The 26,396-nt window shown below is 33.6% G+C and carries 23 protein-coding genes, 2 tRNA genes and 2 pseudogenes; 14 read left to right on the top strand and 13 right to left on the bottom strand.

Annotated elements, in window-relative coordinates; all coding sequences use genetic code 11:
* Nucleotides 1-75 precede the first annotated feature (75 nt).
* Nucleotides 76-927, bottom strand: coding sequence for a MurR/RpiR family transcriptional regulator (locus tag J3U23_RS05185; RefSeq protein ID WP_065734047.1), 852 nt, complete (start codon nt 925-927; stop codon nt 76-78).
* Between the two features lie 199 nt (nt 928-1,126).
* The gene (locus J3U23_RS05180) at nt 1,127-1,423 is read right to left on the bottom strand and encodes a DUF6694 family lipoprotein (protein ID WP_267330757.1); all 297 of its coding nucleotides are present in this window, start codon (nt 1,421-1,423) and stop codon (nt 1,127-1,129) included.
* A 387-nt stretch (nt 1,424-1,810) separates the two neighbouring features.
* Here J3U23_RS05180 and J3U23_RS05175 point away from each other — a divergent pair.
* Nucleotides 1,811-1,884, top strand: a tRNA-Cys gene (locus tag J3U23_RS05175).
* 82 nt (nt 1,885-1,966) lie between these two features.
* On the opposite strand, the pseudogene J3U23_RS05170 reads toward J3U23_RS05175, so the two are convergent.
* A pseudogene (locus J3U23_RS05170) lies at nt 1,967-2,209 on the bottom strand (integrase); the annotation flags it as partial.
* 136 nt (nt 2,210-2,345) lie between these two features.
* On the opposite strand from J3U23_RS05170, the gene J3U23_RS05165 reads away from it, so the two are divergent.
* The 3 genes from J3U23_RS05165 to J3U23_RS05155 all read left to right on the top strand — a co-directional run bounded on the left by J3U23_RS05165 (nt 2,346) and on the right by J3U23_RS05155 (nt 4,420).
* Nucleotides 2,346-2,576 carry a hypothetical protein gene (locus J3U23_RS05165; protein ID WP_267338685.1) on the top strand — a complete coding sequence of 77 codons (231 nt, stop codon included), beginning with the start codon at nt 2,346-2,348 and terminating at the stop codon, nt 2,574-2,576.
* Nucleotides 2,577-2,860: 284 nt separating this feature from the next.
* Nucleotides 2,861-3,178 (top strand): SHOCT domain-containing protein, encoded by a 318-nt coding sequence (locus J3U23_RS05160; protein ID WP_267338684.1) that lies wholly within the window; start codon nt 2,861-2,863, stop codon nt 3,176-3,178.
* Between the two features lie 1,047 nt (nt 3,179-4,225).
* Nucleotides 4,226-4,420 carry a thermostable hemolysin delta-VPH gene (locus J3U23_RS05155; RefSeq protein WP_065734052.1) on the top strand — a complete coding sequence of 65 codons (195 nt, stop codon included), beginning with the start codon at nt 4,226-4,228 and terminating at the stop codon, nt 4,418-4,420.
* 24 nt (nt 4,421-4,444) lie between these two features.
* Here the strand turns inward: J3U23_RS05155 and J3U23_RS05150 are convergent, their stop codons facing one another.
* From J3U23_RS05150 to J3U23_RS05140, 3 genes are all read right to left on the bottom strand, one after another.
* Nucleotides 4,445-5,593, bottom strand: coding sequence for a sugar diacid recognition domain-containing protein (locus tag J3U23_RS05150; protein ID WP_267338683.1), 1,149 nt, complete (start codon nt 5,591-5,593; stop codon nt 4,445-4,447).
* A gap of 225 nt (nt 5,594-5,818) precedes the next feature.
* Nucleotides 5,819-6,964 (bottom strand): glycerate kinase, encoded by a 1,146-nt coding sequence (locus J3U23_RS05145; protein WP_267338682.1) that lies wholly within the window; start codon nt 6,962-6,964, stop codon nt 5,819-5,821.
* A 17-nt stretch (nt 6,965-6,981) separates the two neighbouring features.
* Nucleotides 6,982-8,286, bottom strand: a complete 1,305-nt coding sequence (locus J3U23_RS05140; protein ID WP_065734055.1) for a GntP family permease — start codon at nt 8,284-8,286, stop codon at nt 6,982-6,984.
* A gap of 389 nt (nt 8,287-8,675) precedes the next feature.
* Here J3U23_RS05140 and yegQ point away from each other — a divergent pair, with 389 nt between their 5' ends.
* Nucleotides 8,676-10,019, top strand: a complete 1,344-nt coding sequence (gene yegQ / locus J3U23_RS05135; protein WP_065734056.1) for a tRNA 5-hydroxyuridine modification protein YegQ — start codon at nt 8,676-8,678, stop codon at nt 10,017-10,019.
* Nucleotides 10,020-10,071: 52 nt separating this feature from the next.
* On the opposite strand, the gene proA is transcribed toward yegQ, so the two are convergent.
* From proA to gpt, 5 genes are all read right to left on the bottom strand, one after another.
* Complete coding sequence (proA, locus tag J3U23_RS05130; RefSeq protein ID WP_267338681.1) at nt 10,072-11,325, bottom strand: glutamate-5-semialdehyde dehydrogenase; 1,254 nt, start codon at nt 11,323-11,325, stop codon at nt 10,072-10,074.
* A 1,034-nt stretch (nt 11,326-12,359) separates the two neighbouring features.
* A complete protein-coding gene (locus J3U23_RS05125) occupies nt 12,360-12,650 on the bottom strand; it encodes a hypothetical protein (protein WP_065734059.1) in 291 nt (96 codons plus the stop codon).
* A 12-nt stretch (nt 12,651-12,662) separates the two neighbouring features.
* The gene (proB, locus tag J3U23_RS05120) at nt 12,663-13,772 is read right to left on the bottom strand and encodes a glutamate 5-kinase (protein WP_065563543.1); all 1,110 of its coding nucleotides are present in this window, start codon (nt 13,770-13,772) and stop codon (nt 12,663-12,665) included.
* 26 nt (nt 13,773-13,798) lie between these two features.
* Nucleotides 13,799-15,052 carry an esterase FrsA gene (gene frsA, locus J3U23_RS05115; RefSeq protein WP_267338680.1) on the bottom strand — a complete coding sequence of 418 codons (1,254 nt, stop codon included), beginning with the start codon at nt 15,050-15,052 and terminating at the stop codon, nt 13,799-13,801.
* Between the two features lie 22 nt (nt 15,053-15,074).
* A complete protein-coding gene (gene gpt, locus J3U23_RS05110; RefSeq protein ID WP_081299561.1) occupies nt 15,075-15,605 on the bottom strand; it encodes a xanthine phosphoribosyltransferase in 531 nt (176 codons plus the stop codon).
* Between the two features lie 150 nt (nt 15,606-15,755).
* Between gpt and J3U23_RS05105 the strand changes: the two genes are divergently transcribed.
* The 6 genes and pseudogenes from J3U23_RS05105 (at nt 15,756) to serC (ending at nt 23,442) form a co-directional block, all read left to right on the top strand.
* Nucleotides 15,756-17,219: an aminoacyl-histidine dipeptidase gene (locus tag J3U23_RS05105; protein ID WP_267338679.1), complete on the top strand. Its 1,464-nt coding sequence runs from the start codon at nt 15,756-15,758 to the stop codon at nt 17,217-17,219.
* Between the two features lie 187 nt (nt 17,220-17,406).
* On the top strand, nt 17,407-18,417 hold the full coding sequence (argC, locus tag J3U23_RS05100) for an N-acetyl-gamma-glutamyl-phosphate reductase (RefSeq protein ID WP_267338678.1): 1,011 nt from the start codon (nt 17,407-17,409) through the stop codon (nt 18,415-18,417).
* Between the two features lie 59 nt (nt 18,418-18,476).
* The gene (argB, locus tag J3U23_RS05095) at nt 18,477-19,256 is read left to right on the top strand and encodes an acetylglutamate kinase (protein WP_267338677.1); all 780 of its coding nucleotides are present in this window, start codon (nt 18,477-18,479) and stop codon (nt 19,254-19,256) included.
* Between the two features lie 107 nt (nt 19,257-19,363).
* Nucleotides 19,364-20,581: pseudogene (locus J3U23_RS05090) on the top strand (argininosuccinate synthase); the annotation flags it as partial.
* A 252-nt stretch (nt 20,582-20,833) separates the two neighbouring features.
* Nucleotides 20,834-22,210, top strand: coding sequence for an argininosuccinate lyase (gene argH / locus J3U23_RS05085; RefSeq protein WP_267338675.1), 1,377 nt, complete (start codon nt 20,834-20,836; stop codon nt 22,208-22,210).
* 152 nt (nt 22,211-22,362) lie between these two features.
* Nucleotides 22,363-23,442, top strand: a complete 1,080-nt coding sequence (gene serC, locus J3U23_RS05080) for a 3-phosphoserine/phosphohydroxythreonine transaminase (protein WP_267338674.1) — start codon at nt 22,363-22,365, stop codon at nt 23,440-23,442.
* A gap of 57 nt (nt 23,443-23,499) precedes the next feature.
* Here the strand turns inward: serC and J3U23_RS05075 are convergent, their stop codons facing one another.
* Nucleotides 23,500-23,859, bottom strand: a complete 360-nt coding sequence (locus J3U23_RS05075; protein WP_065563511.1) for a DUF4156 domain-containing protein — start codon at nt 23,857-23,859, stop codon at nt 23,500-23,502.
* Nucleotides 23,860-24,072: 213 nt separating this feature from the next.
* Here J3U23_RS05075 and J3U23_RS05070 point away from each other — a divergent pair.
* Nucleotides 24,073-24,149 (top strand) — tRNA-Ile (locus J3U23_RS05070).
* A gap of 180 nt (nt 24,150-24,329) precedes the next feature.
* Here the strand turns inward: J3U23_RS05070 and J3U23_RS05065 are convergent.
* Entirely contained in the window at nt 24,330-24,653 is a 324-nt protein-coding gene (locus tag J3U23_RS05065; protein WP_065562096.1) for a YnfA family protein, read from the bottom strand.
* A gap of 220 nt (nt 24,654-24,873) precedes the next feature.
* On the opposite strand from J3U23_RS05065, the gene J3U23_RS05060 reads away from it, so the two are divergent.
* Together J3U23_RS05060 and J3U23_RS05055 are read left to right on the top strand one after the other, a co-directional pair.
* On the top strand, nt 24,874-25,236 hold the full coding sequence (locus J3U23_RS05060) for a hypothetical protein (RefSeq protein WP_267338673.1): 363 nt from the start codon (nt 24,874-24,876) through the stop codon (nt 25,234-25,236).
* A 348-nt stretch (nt 25,237-25,584) separates the two neighbouring features.
* A complete protein-coding gene (locus J3U23_RS05055; protein WP_267338671.1) occupies nt 25,585-26,193 on the top strand; it encodes a hypothetical protein in 609 nt (202 codons plus the stop codon).
* Nucleotides 26,194-26,396: the final 203 nt, after the last annotated feature.

Here is a 26,396-nt window from a genome sequence, read left to right as displayed (position 1 = left end):
TCAAATTTATTAAAGGAAAAGTTTAAGTTAATGACTTTTCAACTTGATGAGATTATTTGATTGGTAAATTTGTTATTACTTCTGGGTATATCGAGGATATTTTCGTTTTTCACGATTTTGAGTTTGCTGTAGTAACCTTTCATCATATTTACGAATAAATAAGTTAGTTAACAACATATTAATGACTGATATTTGTGAAATTTTGGAACGAACAGGAATCAATCTAGAAGCGTGTTCCATAGATGTCGTATGTAAGACAAAAGAGGCTAATGATGAAATTTGACTTTGTCCCATTTTAGTAATAGCAATAGAAGGGACTGATGATTGACCAGCAAGTTTAAGTAAATCTACACATTCAGGTGTTTCACCAGAATGCGAAATAATAATAACAAGATCATTCTTGTCTAATGTGCTGATCAAACTACGTGAAATATGCGCATCAAAATGACAATTGACATCTTTCTTGATTTTAATGAGTTGATATTCAAACTCTTTACCAACCAAGCCACTGCTTCCAACGCCAAATATTACAATTTTGTTACTTTTGATTATTAATTCGATGGCACTGTTTAATGCATGAGTATTAACAATGGAATGAGTTTCGTCTATAGAGGATTTTTCCATAGCTTGAACTTTGCTATTTACTTCCTCAAGAGAGTCATTCAAATTAATATCATCTTGAAGAATTTCAGTACTAAGCTTTTGAGGAATTGAGCCGATAAGATCGACCTTAAAATCACTAAAACCTTTATAACCTAATTTGTTACAAAGTCGTAAAATGGTCGTTGTGCTAACATGATTGTGTTTTGCTAAGGTTTGTATACTCATATTTTTTAGCGCTTGAGTATTTGCAATAATATATTCGGATACTTTTAACTCCTTAGTTGATAAGTCTTTTTTTACTTCTCTGAGTTTTAGTTCAATCATTGCACACCTCAAAAAACTATTTTAGTGAAGCAAGTATATAAAATTCGTCCCAGAAATTAAAAATAATTTTATAATTTATTAATCAAATTTACTTCACATAATCCTATTAGTTGCTATCAATAATAAAAAAGATTCAATAATATTAAACTTTTCCATAAAAAAACCCGCAAAAGCGGGTTTTTAGTGTAATAAAAGAAAATTATTTATCAAATTCACTGATAATTTCTTTTGCTGTTTTTCCATCAAGTTTATTTTTCATTTCAGTAAAGATTTTATTTTGATCGCCAGCATTAGCTGGGTTAAGTGCAGCAGTAGAAGCTACTTTAGTTAGTGCTCGTCCAAAAGCAAGCTTATCAGAGTCACTTAATTTTTCAGTAACTTTTTGAATAGAAGTTGCATAAGTTTCTTGAGTAGAAAAATCAATTTTAAGTCCATCGTCACCACAACCAACTAGGACAAAACTTAATAATGATACAGCTAGTAATTTCTTGAACATTTCCTTTCCTTAAAAATATATTGTTAAATGCAGCGCTATTTTTATACTAAATACGGTCAATTATCAAGTGATAAATCAATTTCTATACAAAAATAAATATTATTTTAAAAAGTTGGAATCTATAACACGAATTATATTCTTTTTATTTCTAGGTATATAAAAAGGTAATTTTTACGGATAAAGTCGATTTTTAAACTCAAAAACCCCGTTCCTCAACTTTTTTTGCAATAATTTATCTTGACGTAGGTGATTTTAAATTTTTTATTAATGTCCCAAATATAGGACAATTGAAATAATCGCTACGACTGCTGTATTTATAACCTATTTAACCTTGACGATAGAGTAAGCCAATGCTAATATTTGCCACCTATTCAGATAGACCTCTACGGCGCGTTGGCAGAGTGGCCATGCTGCGGATTGCAAATCCGTCTACCTCGGTTCGACTCCGGGACGCGCCTCCATTAAAACATCAAATAAATTAATGAATTAGAAATTTGGATGTTTAAAAAATTAAACCACTTGGAATATACTTAGAATATACAGTTAGAATAAATCTTCTTTTGGGGGCGGGTTTAGCGTCGGTGTAACTTTGACTTTTCTATCATATGTATTAACTTGCGCTTCAGTTTTGTGACCACTAAATAGCTGTTTATCTTTGGTCGCACCTTCGTAGTCTGAAATAGCTTTAGCTTTAATATCATGAAATGTGCAATCGATTTCTCTGCCTAATTTTTCTTCTGCTTTTCGTTTTGCATCCAGCCAATATGAATTAAATGTTTTTTGGATCAATGCTTCTCCTATATTACATTTCCGCATTTAAACGGTACAATTAAAATTAAACATGTTTCAAAATTACAGCTATTAACTGGTTTTGTGTCATCAGGTAATAAGAGCATACACCGAAAAAACAATAGTCAAAACAATGCAGAAAGGGCAGAAAGATAGTGACTTTTTAAATGAAGCTGTGAGTAGTTTTGATGTCCATAAAGGGGCGATTGATTTACCTAATGATAGGGTTTTACCACGTGGTAAAGTAATGATGTGCTACACACGCGAAGCTATGCACAAAATTGCTATAAACAATAATGCTGACTGGTCTATACAAGACGATCAACTTGTCGTAATTCCAAAAAATAAGGCGTTTGCTAATTAATGAAGGTTGGGTTATATCAAAAACTACTGGCATGATTGGTAGTCCTAAAAAATCTAATGAGGGGCTAGAAGTTACAACGCTATGCAATCCGCATTATAGAATTGGTTCGCTTGTTCGGGGCGAATCGGTATGAACTGAGTACAACGGCGACTATAAAGTCAAATCGATTGAACATAACGGCGATTTATACGGTACAAACTGGCACAGTAAACTGGTTTGTACGGGTGGAAAGTTTGGCTCAATTTGATAGAATAATTTTCTTTCATTAAAAATAAGGAAATCAAATGACTATAAAATATTGTACTCTTTGCCATAGAAACGTAAGCCCAAAAAGAAAAATTGGCATTGGAACTCTCATCGGTATTATATTTACTGGATTCATCTGGGTTTTATTTATTCCATTTTATAAAAAAAGATGTCCTTTATGTCACGGTAGTTCGCTCGTTAATTCTGGTAAAGTTGAATCTAAAACCAGTCAATCGTCAGTTGAAAATAAACATCTTTCAGTGGCTGATGAGCTAAAAAAATTAAATGATTTAAAAGATTGTGGAGCATTAACACAAGAAGAATTTGAATTGCATAAAAAAAAATTATTACAATAGAGTGATTTTATCAAATAATTAAACCCCTTAACAGTTTTTTTATGCTCAAATTCAATGCCGAGAGGGCAAGGAATACAAAACCTTCAGGAATAACTCCAGCCTTTCTTGTTAGGCTTTGGGGCCTTGTTCACTGCCGAATAGGTGGTTTTTAAATGTCATTAGACATAGCAAACTAATTACAATTCACAACAACCCGCTTTGGTGGGTTTTTTATTGCCTAAATAAATTTTTAAGGAAAATGATGGATTAACAACTAAAATTCATCAACGTGTTTTGTTTTGTGCCGCTAATTCATTAATAGCCGCTTCAGCCAAAAAAATACTCCGATCTAATATATCATTGAGTTTATCCTAACTGATTTTAAATATTAATAAAATAATATAATAGATTAACAGTTGATCAGTAATATTTTTTAGAACTTAGTTATTTGAGTAAAAATTATGAGTAATAAAAATCTCACACAAGGTGGCCTGTTTTTTTTGTGTGCTTATTTAATGAAATTAATTAAATTTGTCAAAAACCAATATTTAGTTATAAAAGATTTACTCTAACAACGTTGAGGCGAATTGAAAGAATGTTAGAATATGTAAGAATTAAAATTATAACAAATTGAAAATCCGTCTACCTCGACTAGGGACTCGTCTCCATTAACGTCAATGTTTTAATTAATTAAAATTTCTGTAATAAAACTAAGTTGCTATAGATTAGTGGTAGAGATACCAACCTTAATCCAAAGTCTTTTAAAAATAATTTTATAATTCATTAAGTTAACAAAGTTCACTAATGGTTTTATGTAATATTTATTTATATCTTATTATTTAATATTGCTCGATAATCGGAACTTGCCATATTATTAATAAACTAAATTAAGCCGTTGCATTTTATTTTTATTAAATCTTTGTGGTTAGCACTTTTATCCATGGTTCCGATTTTTATTTTTAAAAGTTAACTTTATATCTTCAATGAAGATTTATCATTTATAATTCAAAATTGATTAACTTGCGATTTTTTTTATAATTTTTATCAATAATTAGGATAATATAAATTATGAGTTATTTTAATTATCACGCTAAAGCCAAAAAATTGATAAAAGAGGGTTTTCTTACTCGATATGAGTTTGTCGATAATTGGAATGGTATCAAACCAGCACTAGTTTTATATTTTGAGAATTCAAATCCAATGCCGATACGAGAATATCGCTGGCAAGAGTATTTGCCGCTTATTGAGGCTGGTGATGAATAATTTCATTATATTTAAAATATAAGGTTATTTATCGAGTTGTAGTGCAATATAAAGCAGTACACGATCATCAAATTTCGATAAATCTAATCCAGTTAGTTTGGCAATATTATTCAATCTATACTCAAGTGTATTGCGATGTATAAATAGATTTTTGGCAGTATTGCTATTGTGCAAGTTATTAAAAAACCAAGTTTCAAGCGTGTTTTGCAATAAACCATTTGTATCAGATGCTTTTAATTTATTTAAAGGGGAAAGTAATTCTTCAGCTTGCCAATCTTGGTTTAAACCATCTAATAAAACCGGTAAGATAAGATCTTGATAATAGTAGTTACGGCATTCTGGTAATCTTTTTTTACCGATTTCTAAAGCTGTTTTAGCTGTTTGATAAGATCTTGCTATTGTGTCGTTTCCCTGATGAAAATATTTTCCTAAAGATATTTTTATTGCAAATTGACTAAGCAATTTTGTATGGCTAACTAGTTTTTCTAGTTTTGCCTTATGTTCTGAAAAATCCCATCGGTTAAACTTATTTAAAGCGGGTAGTAATATAACAATTTCGGTTAGTGACTTTATGGCTACTAGTTTGGTTAGTGTTTCGAGTTCATTTCGGATTTGTTGTAACTCCTCCATTGCTGTTTGAATTCCCAGCTGACCACTCTCGATTTCAATAATAACAGCAACATAAGCTAACGATAAGTCAACATTTAATTTTCGACTCCATTCATTTATATTTGAAAGCGTTTTATCTGATTGAATTATTGATAATATAAACTCTTCTTTTAACCGATTTTCTTGAGATTGTTGATTGAATGATAAAGCTTGTTCCATCATCATCTCTGCTGTCATGCTCACAAGTTCAGCAAATTGGATTATTTGTGCGGGTTCACCTGTTATGCCAATAACGCCAACAATTTCTTTTTTTAGTTTTAGTGGAAAATTAACACCAGGTTTAACTCCTTTAAGTTTTTTTGCAGTTGGATTGTCAATGGTAACAACTCTGCCTTGTGATATAGCTAACACCGCACCTTCATGTAATTCGCCAATACGTTGTGTATCACCACTACCTATAATTTCACCATGATTATTCATTATATTGACATTACAGTTGATGATTTTCATAGTTTTATCAACAATATATTGAGCAAGTATTGGTGAGATGCTTTGCGATTTCATAGCGATAAACCTTATATTATTAACAAGTTCTAATTCATAACTCATTGATTTTAATTTTATTACTATAACTTTTGTTGAGATCGTGTTAAAACTTTTTAATTATAGCAGACTTTAGGTCTGTTAATTTAATATTAAGATTTATCTATGTTTAATTAGATAATAATTGGGGAATAAAGAATAGCCTCTTTATTTCCCCATGCTTTTGTTTGTTAGTGTCTAAAAGTGTTAAAGTTTAGTAATACTAATTAAGCGACCAATATTTTCACTGGTTCGTTCAATATTTTTGAATCCATCAGCCAATAAATCTTCAATCTTAGATAGAGATGGGATGATTCCAAAAATGGCATTAATTCCTTCTGGATAAAGTTCTTCGATGTTTTCACCAATCATTCCTGCTAATGCAATAACTGGAATATTGTGTTTTTTGGCTGTTTGTGCAACACCATAAGGCGTTTTTCCAAATTTGGTTTGAAAATCAATTCCCCCTTCTCCTGTAAAACAAAAATCGGCACCAATTAATTGGTTTTCTAAATTACTATATTTGATAACAATATCGATGCCTTTTTCCATTTTACTATTGGTAAATGCCATTAATCCTGCTCCTAATCCGCCAGCAGCACCAGCACCAGGAATAGTCGCAACATCTTTATTTAACTGAGATTTTATGATTGATGCATAATGTTGTAAGTTCGCATCCAATTGTTCAACCATCTCAGGGGTTGCTCCCTTCTGTGGTCCAAATACTCTTGAAGCACCTTTTTCACCACAGAGTGGGTTGGTAACATCACTTGCAACAATAAATTCTACACTATCAAGTTGAGGATTTACTTCAGATATATCAATTCTAGCTAAATTGCCTAATGCTCCTCCACCTTTAGGGAGTAGTTGATTGTTTTTATCGTAAAGCTTTACGCCTAAGGCTTGTGCCATTCCGGCTCCACCATCATTTGTCGCGCTACCGCCAATACCTAAAATAATTTTTTTAATACCCTGTTTTAAGCAGGCAAGAATCAATTCACCTGTACCAAAGGTTGTGGTAATTAATGGATTACGTTGTTCTTTGGTAACAAGATGGATACCACTTGCTGAAGCCATTTCAATGACTGCTGTGGTGTTATCTCCTAGGATTCCATAATAGGCAGTCACTTTGTTACCAAGTGGACCAGTAACTTCACAAGCATGTAAAGTTCCATTAGTCGCATCGACTAGTGATTGTGTTGTACCTTCACCACCATCGGCCATTGGGACATGAATATATTTGGCATCAGGAAATACCTTTTTTAAACCTGACTCCATTGCTTGACACACTTCCTTTGCTGTTAAGCTTTCTTTAAATGAGTCAGGAGCAAGAACAAATGTTTTCTGTTTCATAAAAATTACTCTTATTATTACATAATAAATTGATAGAAAATAATGGCAATAATTGTCATTGTTCCACCAACCATCGCTTCATATGGAATCAATTTCATACGTTGTTTAATTGTCATATTCATACTACCGCCAGTTACATGAAAGTAATTCCCTTGCGGTAATGAATCAATAACTGTTGCGCCAGTATGCATCATAACAGCTGCACTAAGAGCTGGTATTCCTAAATCTGTGATGGTTGAACCAAATGTACCTGTTGCTAAAATTACACCTGTTGAAGTTGATGCTGTAGCTGCTGCCATTAAGATACCTGAAATTGGTGATAAGTAATAACCAGAAATTCCCATTGAATCAATGATATTGATAACTTGAGCTGCTAGGTTTGATGAACCAATTAAACCTGCGATAGCACCAGCACCGACAAGAATAAGTACAGTTGGTGTCATTTTTTCAATCCCAGATTTGGTATACATTGCAATGTTACGATGTTGTCCCATTGCTAACATGCCGATGATCCCTGCTACAGGAAGCACATATAATGCATCAATCTTTAAATTAGCTAGTGCTTCAATATGGAAAATATTGCCTATAGGGCTAACCATTAATAGAAGGATTGCTGTTACAGGAGCAACGATTGCTTTGCCTAATGATGGATTTTTATTTTTCTGTTCAGCATCATTTTTTTGTAATGCAACGACTTCGTCGTTAGCAATTTTATCGCCTTTATTTTTTATCAATGAAGCGATAACGACAGTTGCAATTAAACCAAATAGAGCAGGAATAAAACCCGCTATCATCACATCACTTAAGCTTAAATTGAAGCCATTGGCAACAGCGATAGTATTTGGGTTAGGTGATATAATATTCCCAGCTTTACCACCACCAGAAAGTGCTAATAATAACGCTAATCGAGAAATGCCCATTTTATTACCAACAGATAAAGCAATAGGTGCAACGATTAATACAGCAACTGGAATAAATACGCCTGATGCAGTAATAATACCTGTAGCTAATGCTAAAGCGAGTAATGCCTTTTTCTCACCTAATTTTCTAACGACAGCTTGAGCAATAGTTTCCGCTGCGCCCGATTCCATCATTACCCCGGCTAGAATACCCGCAGCTAATACTCTAATCACAGTGCCCATGATACTTTGAGTACCAGTAGTTAAAATTGTGACAGTTTGTATTAGATTTGCTCCACCAATGAAAGCACCAATTATCGCACCAAAAAATAACGAATAGACTGGATTTATTCCACGTAATATAAGAAATATTGCAAGAAAAAGTCCTATTATAGCTCCATACCAACTAATGAGTTCAGTCATTTAAATTTTCCTCATGTTTCTATGACTATTAAAAAGTATTGCGCTAATTTTATTATCGAATTAGTTTGCTATCTATGTGGTTTTGCACAAATGTGAGCTATAAAAACAAAAAAATATTGGGCTTTATAATAGCGTTATGTGATCTTCGTCACAAAGTTAGTGCGTTTCACGCATCCAATTTTATAAAAATCTAGGTCAACAGCTCATATAAAATTAGGCGATAAGATTAGATTTGTGAAATTATTGTTTCTTATTGCGATTTTTTTGATCTTTATTGTAAATACAATTAATTTGCCAATCCTATAGCTAAAGCGTAAAATGCCCATCCTATTTTGCTTAACCTATTACCTTATAGGGTAATACTGACTTGAAATCAGAGGCATTTTTTAATGACAAATTTATATTCAAAACCAGAATTACTTTCTCCTGCTGGTTCGCTTAAAAATATGCGATACGCTTTTGCCTATGGGGCAGATGCGGTTTATGCTGGCCAACCACGTTATAGTTTGCGTGTTCGAAATAATGAATTCAATCATGAAAATTTAGCGATTGGAATTAATGAAGCACATGCGCAAGGCAAAAAATTTTATGTAGTTGTAAATATAGCTCCTCACAATTCAAAGCTGAAAACCTTTATTCGAGATTTAGAGCCTATAGTAAATATGAAGCCTGATGCTTTTATCATGTCTGATCCTGGCTTAATTATGTTGGTACGTGAGCATTTTCCTGAAATGGAAATTCATTTGTCTGTACAATCAAACGCCGTTAACTGGGCTACGGTAAAATTTTGGCACAATATTGGATTAACCCGCGTTGTATTATCACGAGAGTTGTCTCTTGATGAAATAAAAGAAATTCGTGAAAAAGTACCCGAGATGGAACTTGAAGTTTTTATTCATGGTGCGCTTTGTATGGCTTATTCCGGACGATGCTTATTATCTGGTTATATTAACAAACGAGACTCTAACCAAGGAACTTGTACCAATGCTTGTCGTTGGGAATATAAAGTGTCCGAAGGTAAGGAGGACGAAGTAGGGCAGATAGTACATAAATATGAACCAATTCCTGTAAAGCAAATTGAACCGACTTTGGGCATTGGCACAACAACAGATCAAGTCTTTATGTTAGAAGAATCAGGTCGCCCTGGCGAATATATGCAAGCTTTTGAAGATGAACATGGAACTTATATCATGAATTCCAAAGATTTAAGAGCGGTTGAATTAGTTGAAGATTTGACGAAAATTGGCGTACATTCATTAAAAATTGAAGGGCGGACAAAATCCTTTTATTATTGCGCTAGAACCGCTCAGGTTTATCGTCAAGCTATTGATGCAGCGAGTGAAGGTAAGCCATTTGATCCTCGTTTATTAACTGAACTTGATTCACTCGCTCATCGAGGATACACCGAAGGCTTTTTGCGTCGTCATAAACATGAAGATATGCAGAACTATGTTCATAGCCATTCAGTGTCAGATAGACAACAGTTTGTTGGTGAGTTTAGTGGTCAACGTTTAAATGGATTAGCTGAAATTATTGTGAAAAATAAATTTTCAGTAGGTGATAGTGTTGAGATGATGACACCAAAAGGTAACACAACGTTCATTATTGAACGAATGGAAAATAAAAAAGGCCAACCTGTTCCTGCTGGACTCGGTGATGGCCATATTGTTTATATTCCGGTAGCTGAAGATATCGATTTAAATTATGCGCTTTTAATGCGTAATTTTGATTAGTCCATCTCTATTTAGCTAACTGTTTGAATTTATAAACAGTTAGCTAATATCATTATTGACGGATTAAATCTTCACCATAACCAATCCATTTATAAGTTGTTAATGCTTCTAGACCCATTGGTCCTCTGGCATGTAATTTTTGAGTACTGACAGCAACTTCGGCACCTAAACCAAATTGTGCGCCATCCGTAAATCGAGTTGATGCATTAACATAAACTGCAGCCGCATCAACTAGCTTAATGAATTGCTCTGCATTAAGTAGACTTCGAGTTAGAATGGCTTCTGAATGGCCACTTCCATATTCCCGAATATGTTCAACTGCTAATTCAAGTGAATCAACAATCACTATGTTCAGATCTTTGGAAAGCCACTCTTGTCTAAGTTCGTCATCTTCTACTGGAAATAGATTTGCTACGCCTGAATTTAAAATTTTATAAGCATCAGGATCAGCATGTAATATGACGTGATTATCAGCCATAATTTGACTAAGTTTAGGCAGAAAAGTATTTGCAATTTCAGTATGTACGAGTAATGTTTCTACAGAGTTACATGTACTTGGTCGTTGAGTTTTCGCATTTAGAATGATTGAAAAAGCTGCGTCAAAATCTGCACTTTCATCGACAAAGATATGGCAAACTCCAATACCGCCAGTTATGACCGGAATGGTTGAATGTTCACGGCAAAGTTTATGTAGAGCCTCACCGCCTCGAGGAATAATCATATCCACATATTTATCAAGTTTGAGTAACTCAGTGATATATTTACGATCAGGATTATCGATTGATTGAATAGCAGTTTCAGGTAAGCCGGCTTGATTTAATGCTTGTTGAATAATGGATATGATAGCCGCATTAGTATTAACCGTTTCTTTTCCACCACGAAGTATTGCTGCATTACCTGTTTTTAAACAAAGAGCAGCAATATCTATAGTAACATTAGGGCGGGCTTCATATATTACACCAATTACACCCAGCGGAACTCGGTGACGTTGTAACTTTAATCCATTCTCTAAAACTGACCCATCGATAGTTTGCCCAATAGGATCGGTTAAGGAGACAACTTTGCGAACATCATTAGCAATAGAGGATAGTCGCTCTGGCGTTAATAATAAACGATCAAGCATTGCTTCACTCAATCCTTGATTTTTTGCTATAGTAATATCTTTTTGATTCGCCTCTAAAACGCTTTGAGAGCTTTGCTCCAATAAATCAGCAATACTAATTAAAGCCCGATTTTTGATTTTAGTTGGGCATTGTGCTAATTGATATGAGGCTTGTTTTGCTAACTTTCCAATTTGGTTTATCATTGCTTAACCTTAATAGATTTTACTCACACTGTGTTTGACAGAATACAGATTCTCTAAAAAATAATTTATCTAATGATATTATACATCCCACTCTAATTCTTATTTATAAAACTTATAGAATAAATAATAGAGCTAAAGAGGTATGAGCTGTCACCTTAAACAAATTTTGCTAATAGGAATCAATTTATTCCAACAATAATGTATTTTTCAGGCGATTGTCAAATATGAAGCTTAAAAGCAAGCTGAGATATGAAGGTATTTAATGTAAAAAAGAAACCAATATAGCCAGTAAACAAATCTATTATAAAGGCTGTAATATATAAGTTAATAATGTTCTCAAATTTGATCATCTATCGCCAATTTACACAATAGTTCTCAAAGCTCATTAAGTAACTTTTAATTATGTTTTGCTAAAAAGCTGTAACCAATAGTTAAGTATTTAAATTAATGATTTATATCACTTAATAATAATTAATTTTAATTACAGCATTGGCAATTTATTATAAATTCATAAAATAAACTTTTGAATTAATAAAAAAAGGTATGGGTAAAGATACCTTTTTTGCATAAAGTTAAAATTTTATAGTTTATATTTCTTTATCTTTCAGAATGATATGTAACGTGCTTAAAAGTTTCTCTTTTTCCGCGTCTTCCATAACTGATAAAGGTATATTTACAGTGTATTGCTTGTTACTAATATTATTTATGTAATTGATGACAACTTTATTATATTTATAACTAACTGATGTGATTTCCTTAAAAAGTATGCTTACACTACTTCTTATTGGAGCAGCAGGTCGATAAGTTATAAAGTCTTCCCCAATTGAAATATAAACCAAATTGTATTGCCAAAAAACACGAATAATTATTAATATGGGCAATCCTATACTTATCTTTAGATTACCTGGTAAAGACAAAGACACGAAAAAGATAACTATACTTAATATAATTAAAAGTATGATGTGTCGTCGAGCATGAAAACATTTTATATTTTGAGAGTCCATTTTTATCCTTAAAATTAATATCCAATTTTTCTATAAATTACGTCTTTCTTCTAATGTTTTTTCATTAGCTTTGTTAATTATTTTTCTTCCACCAAAAATCCCTATTAAACCTAAAGGGATAAAGAGTATACTGCCAATAATAATTAAAGTACCTGCTAATTTTTGATTATTTTTGGCAAATAAAATGCCTAGGGTACTTATTAATGCAGATATTATGACTAACGGTAATAACATTTGATAAGCTGAGTTGTTTAGTGAATTCAAGTAAACAATTAATACACCTAACCAGTTGACTATTACGCCACCTATAGCTAGTTCCATTTAACCTCCTTATTATTTGATAATCATATCATTCCGATGTACGGCTACAGATCCATATTCATAGCCAATAATTTGACTAATTTCTTGTGAGTGATGTCCTGCTATTTGTTTTAGCGCATCACTATTATAACGGCTTACACCTCGTGCGATTTGTTTTCCTGATTTATCACAGATGTTTATTACTTCTCCCCGCGAAAAATCTTTTTCAACCGCTATAATTCCTTTTGGTAAGAGCGAACTACCATTATTCAAAATAGCATTTATAGCACCATCATCAACTAACACCTTTCCTGCATTAGGTGCACCATATAGCCAATGTTTACGATGCTCTAATGGGGTTTTCTGTGGTAAAAAACGCGTGCCTACCGATTGATTATTGACTGCATCAATAATCACATTTTCTTTATTCCCAGCTGCAATTATTACTTCTATTCCTGCACTACCTGCTACTTCAGCTGCTTGAATTTTTGTGCTCATACCACCTGTTCCCAGCCCTGAAACACTATCACCAGCTATGTTTCGTAAACTTTCATCAATATGAGAAACTTCTTTTATTAATTGAGCATTGGTATCAGATCTTGGATCGGCAGTATATAATCCTTCAATATCTGTCAGTAATATGAGTTTATCGGCTTCCGCTAAAATTGCCGCTAGTGCTGATAGGTTATCATTATCACCCACTTTAATTTCGGCTGTAGCTACGGCGTCATTCTCATTGATGACAGGCACAATATGATTATCTAGCATCGCTTTTAGAACATCTTGTGCATTTAAAAAGCGTTCACGATCTTCTAAGTCAGCTCGTGTCAGTAACATTTGTCCAATAAAAATTTTATATATTGAAAACAGCTGTTCCCAAAGCTGGATAAGTTTACTTTGTCCAACAGAAGCAAGTAATTGTTTTGATGCAACAGTATTTGGAAGGTTAGGGAAGTTTAGATACTCTCGACCAGCAGCAATTGCTCCCGATGTAACTATTATAATTTTGTGACCAATTTGATGTAAATAAGAACATTGTCGAATCAGTTCAACTATTCGAGCGCGATCTAACTGTTTAGTTCCACCAGTTAAAACACTGGTACCTAACTTAATAACGACAGTTTGCTTTTTTTTATTAGTCATAGCAATAATCTTATTTAAATCATCTCTTACAAAATAGATTCCATCCATTTAACTGATTGAGTTAAAGCATTTTGTAAGCCTTTTTGTAATGGTGTTTTAGGAATAGTCACAATTTTGCTTTGCTTTGAGGATTGAATTAATTTTGCTTCAGTTAAATTACTTAACTTATCATCTTCAAAGATGACATTCATAATTGGCACAGGACAAGAATGAGTTAATAATCCCTGATTTTTTAGAGAAAAGTAATTTAATTCAGCTGCTAACTGCTGATTTGAAACTGATGTTAAACCTAATCGACAAGCTAGCATATCCTTATAACAATTTGGTAGATTTTGTTGTAAGGTTTTATCAACAAATATTTGATGTACAAAAGGTGTAAAGTTGAAAAGCCCTTTTATTTTATTTGGCATTAAATAAGCAAGACGTGTAGCAATGTGTGAACCAAAACGGAATCCTGCCACAATTACACGATTGCTATCAACCCAAGGTACTGTCGCTAGTTGCTCAATTATAGCTTGATGAATTTGGCTACTATTTTGCGTTAATACAAAATTTCGACTAAAGCCCACTGTTGGCAAATCTACTGTTAGCATTGCAAAACCTTGTGGCGCTAGGTATTCACTAAAGTAGCGATAATAGTCGATTTGTAAATTACCTAATGCATTACAGACTAACACGACAGGGCATACGCCATCACAGTTCTTAGGTAAATGTAAAATTGCTTTAACACTGCGATTTTCAACTTTAAATTCTATCTGTTTTGTCGTGTAAGGCGAAAACTCAAGTGCTTTTATATAAGATTGATATGCACAAGTTTGTGCATACATGGCAAGCTCATCATTTTTAAAATGAGGATAGCTAGCAATACTAGCAAATTCACTTGCAATTAAATAATCTTGATGTAAGTTATTTTTTGCTTCTTCAGATAAGTCAGATTGATCTATTGAATCCGCTTTAGCTTGCCATTCTGCAGCTTGATTTAAAAACTCATAAATCCAATTGCCAGGTTGATAACCAATAACCGAATCTAACCACTTTTCATTGGTATGACGTTTAGTCGAAATTGCGATCTGCGATAAAACTTCTTCGATTTCCAATTTCGGTAAGCCACGCCAAAACCACAGGATAGGATTAATGATTCGGTACCATTTTGAATCTACTTCACCATCAAATGGACTAATACTGCTACCATCGCTACTATCTAACCGATTGATTAGCGATGATGTTTCAGGATAATCATATTGTGGTTTAAATATCTTTTCAGAAAGGTTTTCAGTCATAGCAACCTTATTAAATTAATTATTAATGATCACTAAGTGGCTTAACAAACATAACGCCAGTATCCCATGGCTGTTCGATCCAAGTATCTTGAGCGATATCGACAACATAATCATCAACTAATGGTTTGCCAGCAGGTTTAGCAAAAATAGTTACAAAGTGAGCCTTTGGATACATTTCACGAATAGTATGAGCTGTGCTTCCGGTATCAACTAAATCGTCAACAACAATAAAGCCTTCGCCATCACCTTTCGCTTCTTTTAAAATTAGTTTTTCACGTTGATGATCGTGGTCATAACTTGAAATACAAACGGTATCGACATAACGAATGCTAAGTTCACGAGCTAGAATAGCCGCAGGAACTAAGCCTCCACGACTAACGGCAATGATGCCTTTCCATTGTTTGGCGGGTAATAATCTTTCAGAAAGTTGACGACCATAAGCTTGAAGCATTTCCCAAGTAACGTTGAATTTTTTCTTTTCAGCGATGAGCTCTGCTTTATGCTGTTTTTTGGCTTTGATTTCTTCTTCTGTTAAAGTTTGTTCTATTGACATGTGTAACCTGCAATTTTAATCGAATAAACGAATTTAATAAATTAATATTAATGGACTTGAAATAGATGTAAAATTGCACCTTATTATAGAGTGATTAGATAAAAAAAACCACTGATTAATTTGTTACCTAGCTAATACTGAGGATAAATTATGCTATCAACCCTAAATCCAAAATTTGTTTGGCAGATTTTTAATGATATTTGTAACATTCCCCATCCTTCTCATCATGAACAAATGATAACCAAATATATTGTCGATTTTGCAGCAACTCATCACATTGATTGTCAGCTTGATAAAGCTGGAAACATTTTATTGAGCAAAACCGCAACTAAAGGTATGGAAAATTGCCCATCTATTGCTTTACAAGCCCATATGGATATGGTTCCTCAAAAAAACGAAGGTACAGAGCATGATTTTCTAATCGATCCAATCCAAGCTTATATAGACGATGAATGGGTTAAAGCAAAAGGTACAACATTAGGTGCTGACAATGGTGTAGGGCTTGCATCTGCTCTAGCTGTATTAATTGATCCATCTGTCGAACACGGTCCTCTTGAAGTTTTAGTTACGACTTCTGAAGAGACTGGTATGCATGGTGCTTTTGGTCTTCAACCTAATTGGTTAAAAAGCCGTTATCTCATTAATACTGATTCTGAAGATGAAGGTGAGATATTTACTGGTTGTGCAGGCGGTATAGACTTCTCAATGAATTTTACAATTACATACGCGGTTATGCCGGAGATTCACGATTGCTATGTACAACTTTCTCTAAAAGGTTTGAAAGGTGGACATTCAGGTTGTGATATTCATCTTGGACGAGGGAATGCCATAAAATTAATGGCAAGATTGTTAGCTCAATACGCACAAGATATCTCATTTAGATTAGCTGACATTCGAGGTGGTTCATTACGTAATGCGATACCTCGTGAAGCTTTTGCTGAATTAACTTTAAGCAAGCAAGATTTGCCTAAGTTAGAAGCAATTGTTAAACAATACCAATCAGTATTACAAAATGAATTTAGACAGATTGAACCAGATATTGAATTAACTTTAAAAGAAGTGAAAACGGATAAAGTTAAAAGAGTTATCGCGATTGATCAACAAAACAAAATCATCAATATTTTAAACACTTCGCCTAATGGTGTTGTCAGCATGAGCAAAGAGATCCATGGTGTGGTTGAAACTTCTTTAAATCTAGGCATTGTCAATATTAGTGACAATCAGTTAAGTGTAAACTTTTTAATTCGTTCTCAAGTTGATAGCGCGAAAGATGCAGTTGTTTCAACCTTAATATCATTAAGCCAATTAGTAAATGCCAATTATGAAATCAGTGGTGGTTATTCAGGTTGGGAACCTAATTTGAATTCTAGACTACTACAATTAGCTAAAGATAAGTACTTAGAGATTTTTTCAAAGCAAGCAAAAATTATGGTGATCCATGCTGGTTTAGAATGCGGTTTATTTAAACAGTCTTATCCATATATGGATATGATTTCAATTGGACCAACTATAGTTTCACCTCATTCACCTGATGAAAAAGTTAATATTCATAGTGTATATCGTTATTGGGAATTATTAATTGCGATCTTAAAATCGGCTTGTTATTTGAAATAAAAATTGCGGTTCCTCCTCCTGATTGATTAGAGAGGAGGAATCATCCGACTTATTTGCTTTACTAAAGATCGACTAATTTGAAAATAAATTCACTAAAAGTGAATAAAAATGCATTTTATGCTTGCTTTGTTTTTTCAGAAAGCCTACTATACTACCAAAAAAAACTTAGTGATAGATAAGGAAAGGTATGTTAAAAGCAATAGTTGTCGGAGCAAGTGGTTATGCAGGCGCAAAACTTGCATATTATTTAACAAAGCATCCAAATATTGAGTTAGTCGCATTAACCGTATCTGAAAATAGTCGTGATGGTGGAAAGTTAATCTCGGACTATGATTTATATCCTCAATTGAAAGGTGTAGTTGATCTCCCCTTAATTGCAACCGCCGACTATTCATCTCTTATTCATGATGTTGATATTGTTTTTTTAGCAACAGAACATTCAGTTAGTCACGATATCGCACCTTATTTTTTAGACAAAGGATGCACAGTATTCGACTTATCTGGCGCATTTCGTGTCAATTCATCCTCTTTTTATACTCAATTTTATGGTTTTGAACATCAACATAAACAGTGGCTTGAGAAGGCCGTTTATGGATTAGCTGAATGGAATTATGAGGCTATAAAACAAGCTCAGTTGATTGCAGTTCCTGGCTGTTATCCAACAGCATCCCAACTGCCATTAAAACCATTGATTGAAGAAGATTTGTTAGACAAAAGTCAATGGCCTATTATCAATGCTGTAAGTGGTGTAAGTGGCGCTGGACGAAAACCTTCGACTAACAATTTATTTTGTGAAGTGAGTTTACATGCTTATGGCTTATTTACACATCGTCATCAACCTGAAATTGCAACACACTTAGGCCAAGAAGTTATCTTTACGCCTCACCTAGGATGTTTCAAACAAGGCATTTATGCCACTATTACCTGTATGGTAAAGAAAGGCGTAACATCTGATGATATTCGTAACGCATTAAATAAATATTATCAAAATAAACCGTTAATTAGGGTTTATCAAAAACATTGGCCAGCATTAAAATCAGTAATAGATCTGCCATATTGTGATATTGGTTTTGTACTAAAAGGGCAACATTTGATTTTAATTTCAGTCGAAGATAATTTATTAAAAGGTGCAGCAGCACAAGCGGTACAGTGTATGAATATTCGATTTGGCTTTGATGAAACTACAGCCTTATTATAAATACTCATTTGTTAATAATATTAATCAAGTGACTTTGTTTAAATGGATAGGGAATAAAAATGAAACCATTAATTATTAAGTTTGGCGGTGTATTACTCGATAACAAAGATGCGTTAAGTAAATTATTCATTATTATTAGCGAATATAAAAAGAATTTTAATAGGCCTTTAATTATTGTTCATGGTGGTGGTAGTGTTGTTGACGCCTTAATGGATCGTCTTTCATTACCGGTAGTACGACGCAATGGTTTACGCGTTACACCCGCAGACCAGATTGATGTGATTGTAGGCAGTCTTGCCGGTAGTGCCAATACTACAATATTGTCAGAAGCCAAAAAATTACAAATACCAAGTATCGGACTCTGCTTAGCCGATGGTGATAGTGTCAAGGTTAAACAAATTTCTGAAGAGTTAGGGTATGTAGGCGAAGCTGAAATAGGTGATCCAACCTTAATCAATTTACTACTTAATAATGGTTATTTACCGATTGTTAGTTCAATTGGCATTACTGATCAAGGCAAGATGATGAATGTGAATGCCGATCACGCTGCCGTTGCACTCGCAAAAACAATAGATGCAGATTTAATTTTATTATCTGATGTTGCCGGTGTTTTAGATGCTAACAAACAACGAATTGAATCATTAACGCAAACAGAAGCTGATCACTTGATCGCACAAGGCATTATTACTGATGGCATGATTGTCAAAGTCAATTCTGCATTCGAAGCAGCAAAAACACTTGGGCGACCAATTGATATAGCTAGTTGGAAAGAATCCGACAAACTTATTGAATTATTTAATGGAAAATCAGGAATAACAGGTACAAGAATTATTGCTTAAATATAAATCAGTTAGTATATTATTTGAGTATATTTTTTATTAAATATACTTAATTTAATCTTTAAATCATTTATTTTTTCGTCAGTAAATTTAAGAAAGGGTATAACATGAAAAAAAGTGCAACAAAAAAGGTGGTTTTAGCCTATTCAGGTGGATTAGATACATCAGCTATTATTCCATGGCTAAAAGAAAATTATGGCGGTTGTGAAGTTTACGCTCTTGTCGCTAACGTTGGTCAAGATCCTAAAGAGCTAAAAGATGTTGAGAAAAAAGCGAAAGCATCTGGAGCAGTAGCTTGTAAAGTTGTCGATTTACGAGAAGAATTTGTTAAAGATTATGTTTACCCTGTTTTAAAAACTGGCGCTTTATATGAAGGAACTTATTATCTTGGAACTTCAATGGCTCGCCCAATTATTGCTAAAGCCCAAGTTGAATATGCATTAGAAGTTGGTGCCGATACCCTTTGTCATGGAGCAACAGGTAAAGGTAATGACCAAGTTCGCTTCGAAACAACTTATACAGCTCTAGCACCACAACTTAAAGTTATTGCACCTTGGCGTGAATGGGATTTACGTTCGCGTGAAGCTTTAATTGATTACTTAAAAGTACGAAAAATTCCAACAACTGCAACCGTTGAAAAAATCTATAGTCGTGATGAAAATGCTTGGCACATCTCTACCGAGGGTGGTGTACTTGAAAGCACTTGGAATCAAGCCAACGCGGATTGTTGGGCATGGACTGTCTCACCAGAAGATGCACCCAATAAACCAGAACTTGTTACCATTGGTATAGAAAAAGGTGAAGTCGTTTCTGTTAATGGAAAGAAACTCTCTCCATATAACTGCGTAGCAACACTCAATAAAATTGGTGCTAAACATGGTGTTGGTCGAGTTGATATCATTGAAAATCGTTTGGTGGGTATCAAATCTCGCGGTTGTTATGAAACCCCAGGTGGTACAATCATGATGACTGCATTACGTGGTTTAGAACAATTAATTTTAGATCGTGATAGCTTCAAATGGCGTGAACAACTTGGTTTAGAAATGGCATACGTTGTTTATGATGGTCGTTGGTTTGCACCATATCGTCGCTCAATTCAAGCCGCAGCTGATGTATTAGCAGAAGATATGACAGGTGAAGTTGTAGTTAAACTCTACAAAGGAAATGCAACAGCAGTTCAGAAAAAATCACCAAATAGCTTATATAGTGAAGAATTTGCGACTTTTGGTGAGGATGAAGTCTATGACCACAGTCATGCAGGTGGATTTATTCGCTTATTCTCATTATCTTCACGCATTCGAGCTCTAAATGAAGGTAAGAAAAAACAACCAGCTAAAAAAACTGAAAAAACAGTCAAAAAAGTAGCTAAAGCTGATGCTAAAGCGACAGTTGCTCCAAAATCTAAAGTGAAAGCGAAAGCCAAAGCTAAAAAGTAAGTTTTAATCACTTTTTACTTAGATATAAAACACAATATATACAGACTTTGGTCTGTATATATTTTTTATAGTATTATTGATTTATCATTATTAAAAAAGCGATCAAACTAAAATCGCTTAGGATTAAAAATTGAGGTAATTATGGCATTATGGGGTGGGCGTTTTAGCCAAGCAGCAGATCAACGATTTAAACATTTTAATGATTCTTTACGCTTTGACTATCGGCTTGCGGAGCAAGATATCATTGGATCAATTGCATGGTCTAAAGCTTTGGTCACTGTTGACGTTTTATCTTATGATGAACAAAAAAAATTAGAAAAAGCTTTAAATGAATTATTAGAATCAGTACGGCAAAACCCAGAACAGATTCTACAAAGTGATGCGGAAGATATTCACAGTTGGGTAGAGCAAAAACTTATCGAAAAAATCGGTGATTTAGGTAAAAAATTACATACTGGTCGTAGCCGTAACGATCAATCAACAACCGATCTAAAATTATGGTGTAAAGATGAAATCGCTCATCTTATCACAGCTATCAATGAACTCAGAAAACGCTTAGTGCTTACCGCTGAACAGCATCAAGATGCAGTTATGCCTGGCTATACTCATCTACAACGCGCACAACCAGTCACTTTTGCTCATTGGTGTTTAGCGTATTATGAAATGCTAACACGTGATGAAAGCCGTTTACAAAATACACTTAAACGCTTGGATGTAAGCCCTCTAGGTTGTGGCGCTTTAGCTGGAACTGCTTATCCAATGGATCGCGATCAGCTAGCCGATTGGTTAGGTTTTGCAACAGCAACCAATAATAGTTTAGATTCAGTATCTGATAGAGATCATGTACTTGAATTACTCAATAATGCATCTATAGGAATGGTGCATTTATCTCGGTTTGCAGAAGACTTAATTATCTTCAATAGTGGTGAAGCAGATTTCGTTGAACTATCTGATCGTGTCACATCAGGATCATCATTAATGCCACAGAAAAAAAATCCTGATGCATTAGAACTTATTCGAGGAAAAATAGGGCGAGTTGTTGGTGCACTAACTGGCGCCATGATGACTTTTAAAGGCTTACCACTTGCTTACAATAAAGATCTACAGGAAGATAAAGAACATCTATTTGACGCACTTGATACTTGGCAAGAATGTTTAGACATGGCAGCGTTAGTTCTTGAAGATATTAAAATCAATTACCAAAATTGCCAAAATGCAGCTAAACAAGGCTACTCAAATGCAACAGAACTTGCTGATTATCTCGTTGCTAAAGGTATTCCATTTAGACAAGCTCATCACATTGTAGGTGAAGCCGTTGTTGGCGCGATAGCTAAGCAAAAAGCATTAGAAGAGTTAACGTTGGATGAATTAAAAGTCTATAGTGATGTTATTGAAGATGACGTTTATCCAATTTTATCACTCGAATCTTGCCTAGCTAAACGATCTGCTAAAGGAGGCGTATCGCCTAAACAAGTTAAATTGGCAATCGACAATGCTAAAAAACAACTCTGTTTATAGTACTTTTTATTTTAAATACCGACTTTTGTCGGTATTTTTATGCTTCAAAAACCCCGTTCCTCAACTTTTTTTTGATAAAAATCTGTTTGTATATCGCTCAATAGAGTGTAAAAATAGATTTTCAATTTTTAGATGGATGAAAGTGAATTGCAATGAATAAAAGTTATAACTTTAGTGCAGGCCCAGCAAAACTTCCTGCAGATGTTTTAAAACAAGTACAAGCTGAATTATTAAATTGGCACGACACCGGCGCATCAGTAATGGAGTTAAGCCATCGCGGTAAAGATTTTGATGCATGTGCGATTGAAGCAACTAACGATCTTCGTGATATTTTAAATGTCCCTGAAAATTATAAAATTCTATTTTGCCAAGGTGGGGCTAGGGCACAATTTGCTGCTGTGCCAATGAATATTTCGGCAAAAAATGCTGATTACATTAACAGTGGCTATTGGAGCCAATGTGCAGCCAAAGAGGCAACCAAATACTGTAATGTGATTGAACAAAATGTGACAATTAATAATCAAGGTATAACCTCAATTAAACCCATGTCCGAATGGCAACTAAGTGATAATAGTGATTATATCCATTATTGCCCTAATGAAACCATTGACGGGGTCGAGATATTCGAACAACCTAATTTTGGGGATAAAACCGTAGTTGCTGATTTATCATCTTGCATTTTATCGCAACCGATTGACGTAAGTCGCTATGGCATTATTTACGCGGGTGCGCAGAAAAATATTGGTCCTTCAGGAATCACAATTGTCATTGTTCGAGAAGATCTAATTGGACATGCTCAAAAAGCATTACCTTCCGTGTTAGATTATAAAATCTTAATGGATCATGACTCAATGTTTAACACACCACCTACATTTGCGTGGTACATGTCAGGTTTAGTCTTTAAATGGATTAAAAGCTTGGGTGGATTGAATGCAATGCAGCAACGAAATCAAGCTAAAGCAAAATTACTTTACCAATTTATCGATCAATCCGATTTTTATCGTAATACTGTGGCTATTGCTAATCGATCAATCATGAATGTCACCTTCTTATCACCAAATGAAGATCTCGATAAAAAGTTTGTTAGTGAAGCAACACAAGCAAATATCATTGGAATTAAAGGTCACCGAATTGCAGGTGGAATGAGGGCTTCGATTTATAATGCAATGGATATTGATGGAGTCAACTACCTAATAGACTTCATGAAACAATTTGAAAAACAAAATGGTTAGTTATATCAGCAAATAAAAAAGGGATACAGTAGTATCCCTTTTTTATTCTACACATTCTTATTTACAACTAAAGACTTCACCAGTCATCACAGCATCTGTCGGAGCAATATCTGAAACATATTGTAACGATGCATCTTGTGCGTTATAAATCACATTACCGCCCATAGCAGCAGCTTTATTCATCAAATCATTAGCTGCATCACGAATCAACTCACTATGGGTTTTTAGACCAGAAAAGAAAGTACTACGGCGGCCTTCAGCTTTACCGATAAATTGGCAATTTGCTGCTGGTTTAGTATCAATAAACTGAACTTGTCGACCAGCTGAAGTGGCTTGATAATCTGAACTACTACAACCATTTAAAAACAATGCAGTAGATAACGCTGCACTAATAAAAAGAATTTTCTTGATAGACATAATATTTCCCCAACCAATATAACGAGTAATAATAATTTAGAACATTGTAGCAGGTTAATTAACTAAAAAATATCGCTTATTACAAATGATGAAATGATAATAGGTTTCAGTTTAATAATTAACCAAATCAACCTATTTAGTTAATTAAATGTAGCAAATTAATTTTAACTCTATTATAATCGCAACCCTACTAAGTCAGTAGCACATCCAAATGGCCCCTTAGCTCAGTTGGTCAGAGCAGTCGACTCATAATCGATTGGTCACTGGTTCAAGTCCAGTAGGGGCCACCAATTCAAAAACTACATAGTTAACAAATTGTCTATAATCATCTTCTTAAAATAATCTAATTATATAAATTCAATGTAATCTAATTCTTTCAACTTTATATGTTTACTAAAAATTAATTAATAGACTTGGCTTATTTTTTTATTAAAAGAATAGGATATATCAATTTAATTAAACAATTAATTTTATGTTCTCCAACCCCAAATAATAACTAGCGTTCCGAGTAGGATAATCATGGAACCGATTAAATCAAAAGTTGATAGTTTGACATGATCGACTAACTTAAGCCAAATAATGGATGCTACTACATAAATACCACCATATGTTGCATAAATTCGACCACTAGCTTCAGGGTGTAAAGTAAGTAACCAAGCAAATAACATAAGGCATAATGCCGCCGGTATAAGAAACCAGGCAGAAACCACTTTTTTAGCCCAAATATAAACGAAATAACAGCCTGAAATTTCAGCTAAAGCGGTAAATATAAATAACACGATAATTTTTATCATAATTAAATTAAGCTATCATTAATAAGTTTCAGATTAGTATAAACAATACTAGATTGGTTTGAACATTATTTCTGTTTTGTTTTTTATAGATTTTTAAAGTTTAACATGGGCGTTATTTATTAACCTATGTTAATATCGAATTAGTAAATTAAATGTAAGATTGATTTATGGTAGCAAAGAAAATTTTTAATTAAAATTAATAGTCAAAAAAGGAGATTTTATGTTGAAAAAGACAATATTACTTTCGATATTATTTTCGACAGCTGCGCAAGCTAAATTTATTCATCCAATGGACTTTGATGGTTCAGATGCACAGAAGCAAGAAGTTATCGAATATATTAAGGATAACGTAAAAAAAGATTATTGTGAACAAATTGACATGTGCCAACCTTCCAATTTGAGAATGATGGAGCAAGAGAATTTAGATGCATTTAAAAAAGCAACTAAGGCCACAAATAGAAAAATAATGGATCAAGTAATTAAAGATTATTGTAATAGTGGTATAGATATGTGTAGTTATAGCACCATACTAATGATGTATGAAGAAAACAATAAAGCTGATAAAGAGGAATTATCTTGGTAGATGTTTCATAATAGTACTCACAATAAAAAAATATTACATTAATGGTTATATTTGTAACCAATTGACTTTAAGATAGAATATTAAATTTCATTTATTGTTATATATAAAAGTGAATCAGAAATTCATTTATGAAAATCAATTTTTAAAAAAGCGGGGCGATTGATTGGATTATCAAGGTTTATGGTTTCAGCATGAAATTATAACTAAGTACCGTTTAGACCTTAATGAATCTATTTTCTGATGGAATGTTGAGAAAGTTGGAAGAGGGTTCAACTTGGAAAAAGAATAAAATAGTCGATCAAGCGTTTTATGAATTTAAAGCTAGATTGATTTGATAGGAAATAAATAATGCGAGCATATAAGATCACCGTAAAGAAGGTTTTAATTTTTAGTTTAATAATTTTTGCCATCTATATCATTACTTTTCCTAATGATGATTCGCCTCCAAATCCAACAATGGTTGCTTTAGCCGGTATTTCCGTTATTTCATTTATTGTTTGTTGTTTGATTTTGTTAGTTCGAGGAATATGTGGAATAGGCAAGAAATTTTTAAATTATAAGGCGCACAAAAATTTAAATTTAGAAAAAGCATCGTCTCAAGACACTTCATTCAATTATTCAACCAATTCTGAAGATTCTGTTGATTACGAACAGCAAGAATTAGATTCTGATAATTTTAGAAATCACTTAACCACAATATGGAATTCAGACTTGTTTACGATTTCATTTAAACATTCCAACGTCAATAAAGAATTATTATTAGATAGAGTCCAAATAAATTCATCCAACGAGCTTTTTTTCACTGGTTACTGTTTTGAAAGCAAAGATGAACGTACATTTAAAATTGAAGACTTCAAATCTTATATTCAATACGCAGGAAGAGAATACAGCCTACACCACTTTTTTACTAAAGTCCTTGAATTGGATTCAGAGTATGTTGAAAGACTGGGAGTTTAAATTAAAAAGGTTGCTATTAAAATGGTTGGCTGATGGTTGAGGAGAATTGTTAGCTGAATACCAGCAATCAGAATAACCCAGCCGATTTCTTGTTTTTTTAAGCCTCTTGGCAGTTTATAGCCTCTATTTGCTTATTTAAAATAGGAGGAATATTAGGAAACTAATTAACAATAATTGCCACTGTAGTTACTAAAAGCAAATAA

This window comes from Gilliamella sp. B3367, from assembly GCF_026536825.1.
GTDB lineage: Bacteria > Pseudomonadota > Gammaproteobacteria > Enterobacterales > Orbaceae > Gilliamella > Gilliamella apicola_E.
This window is presented reverse-complemented; position numbering and strand designations above follow the sequence as displayed.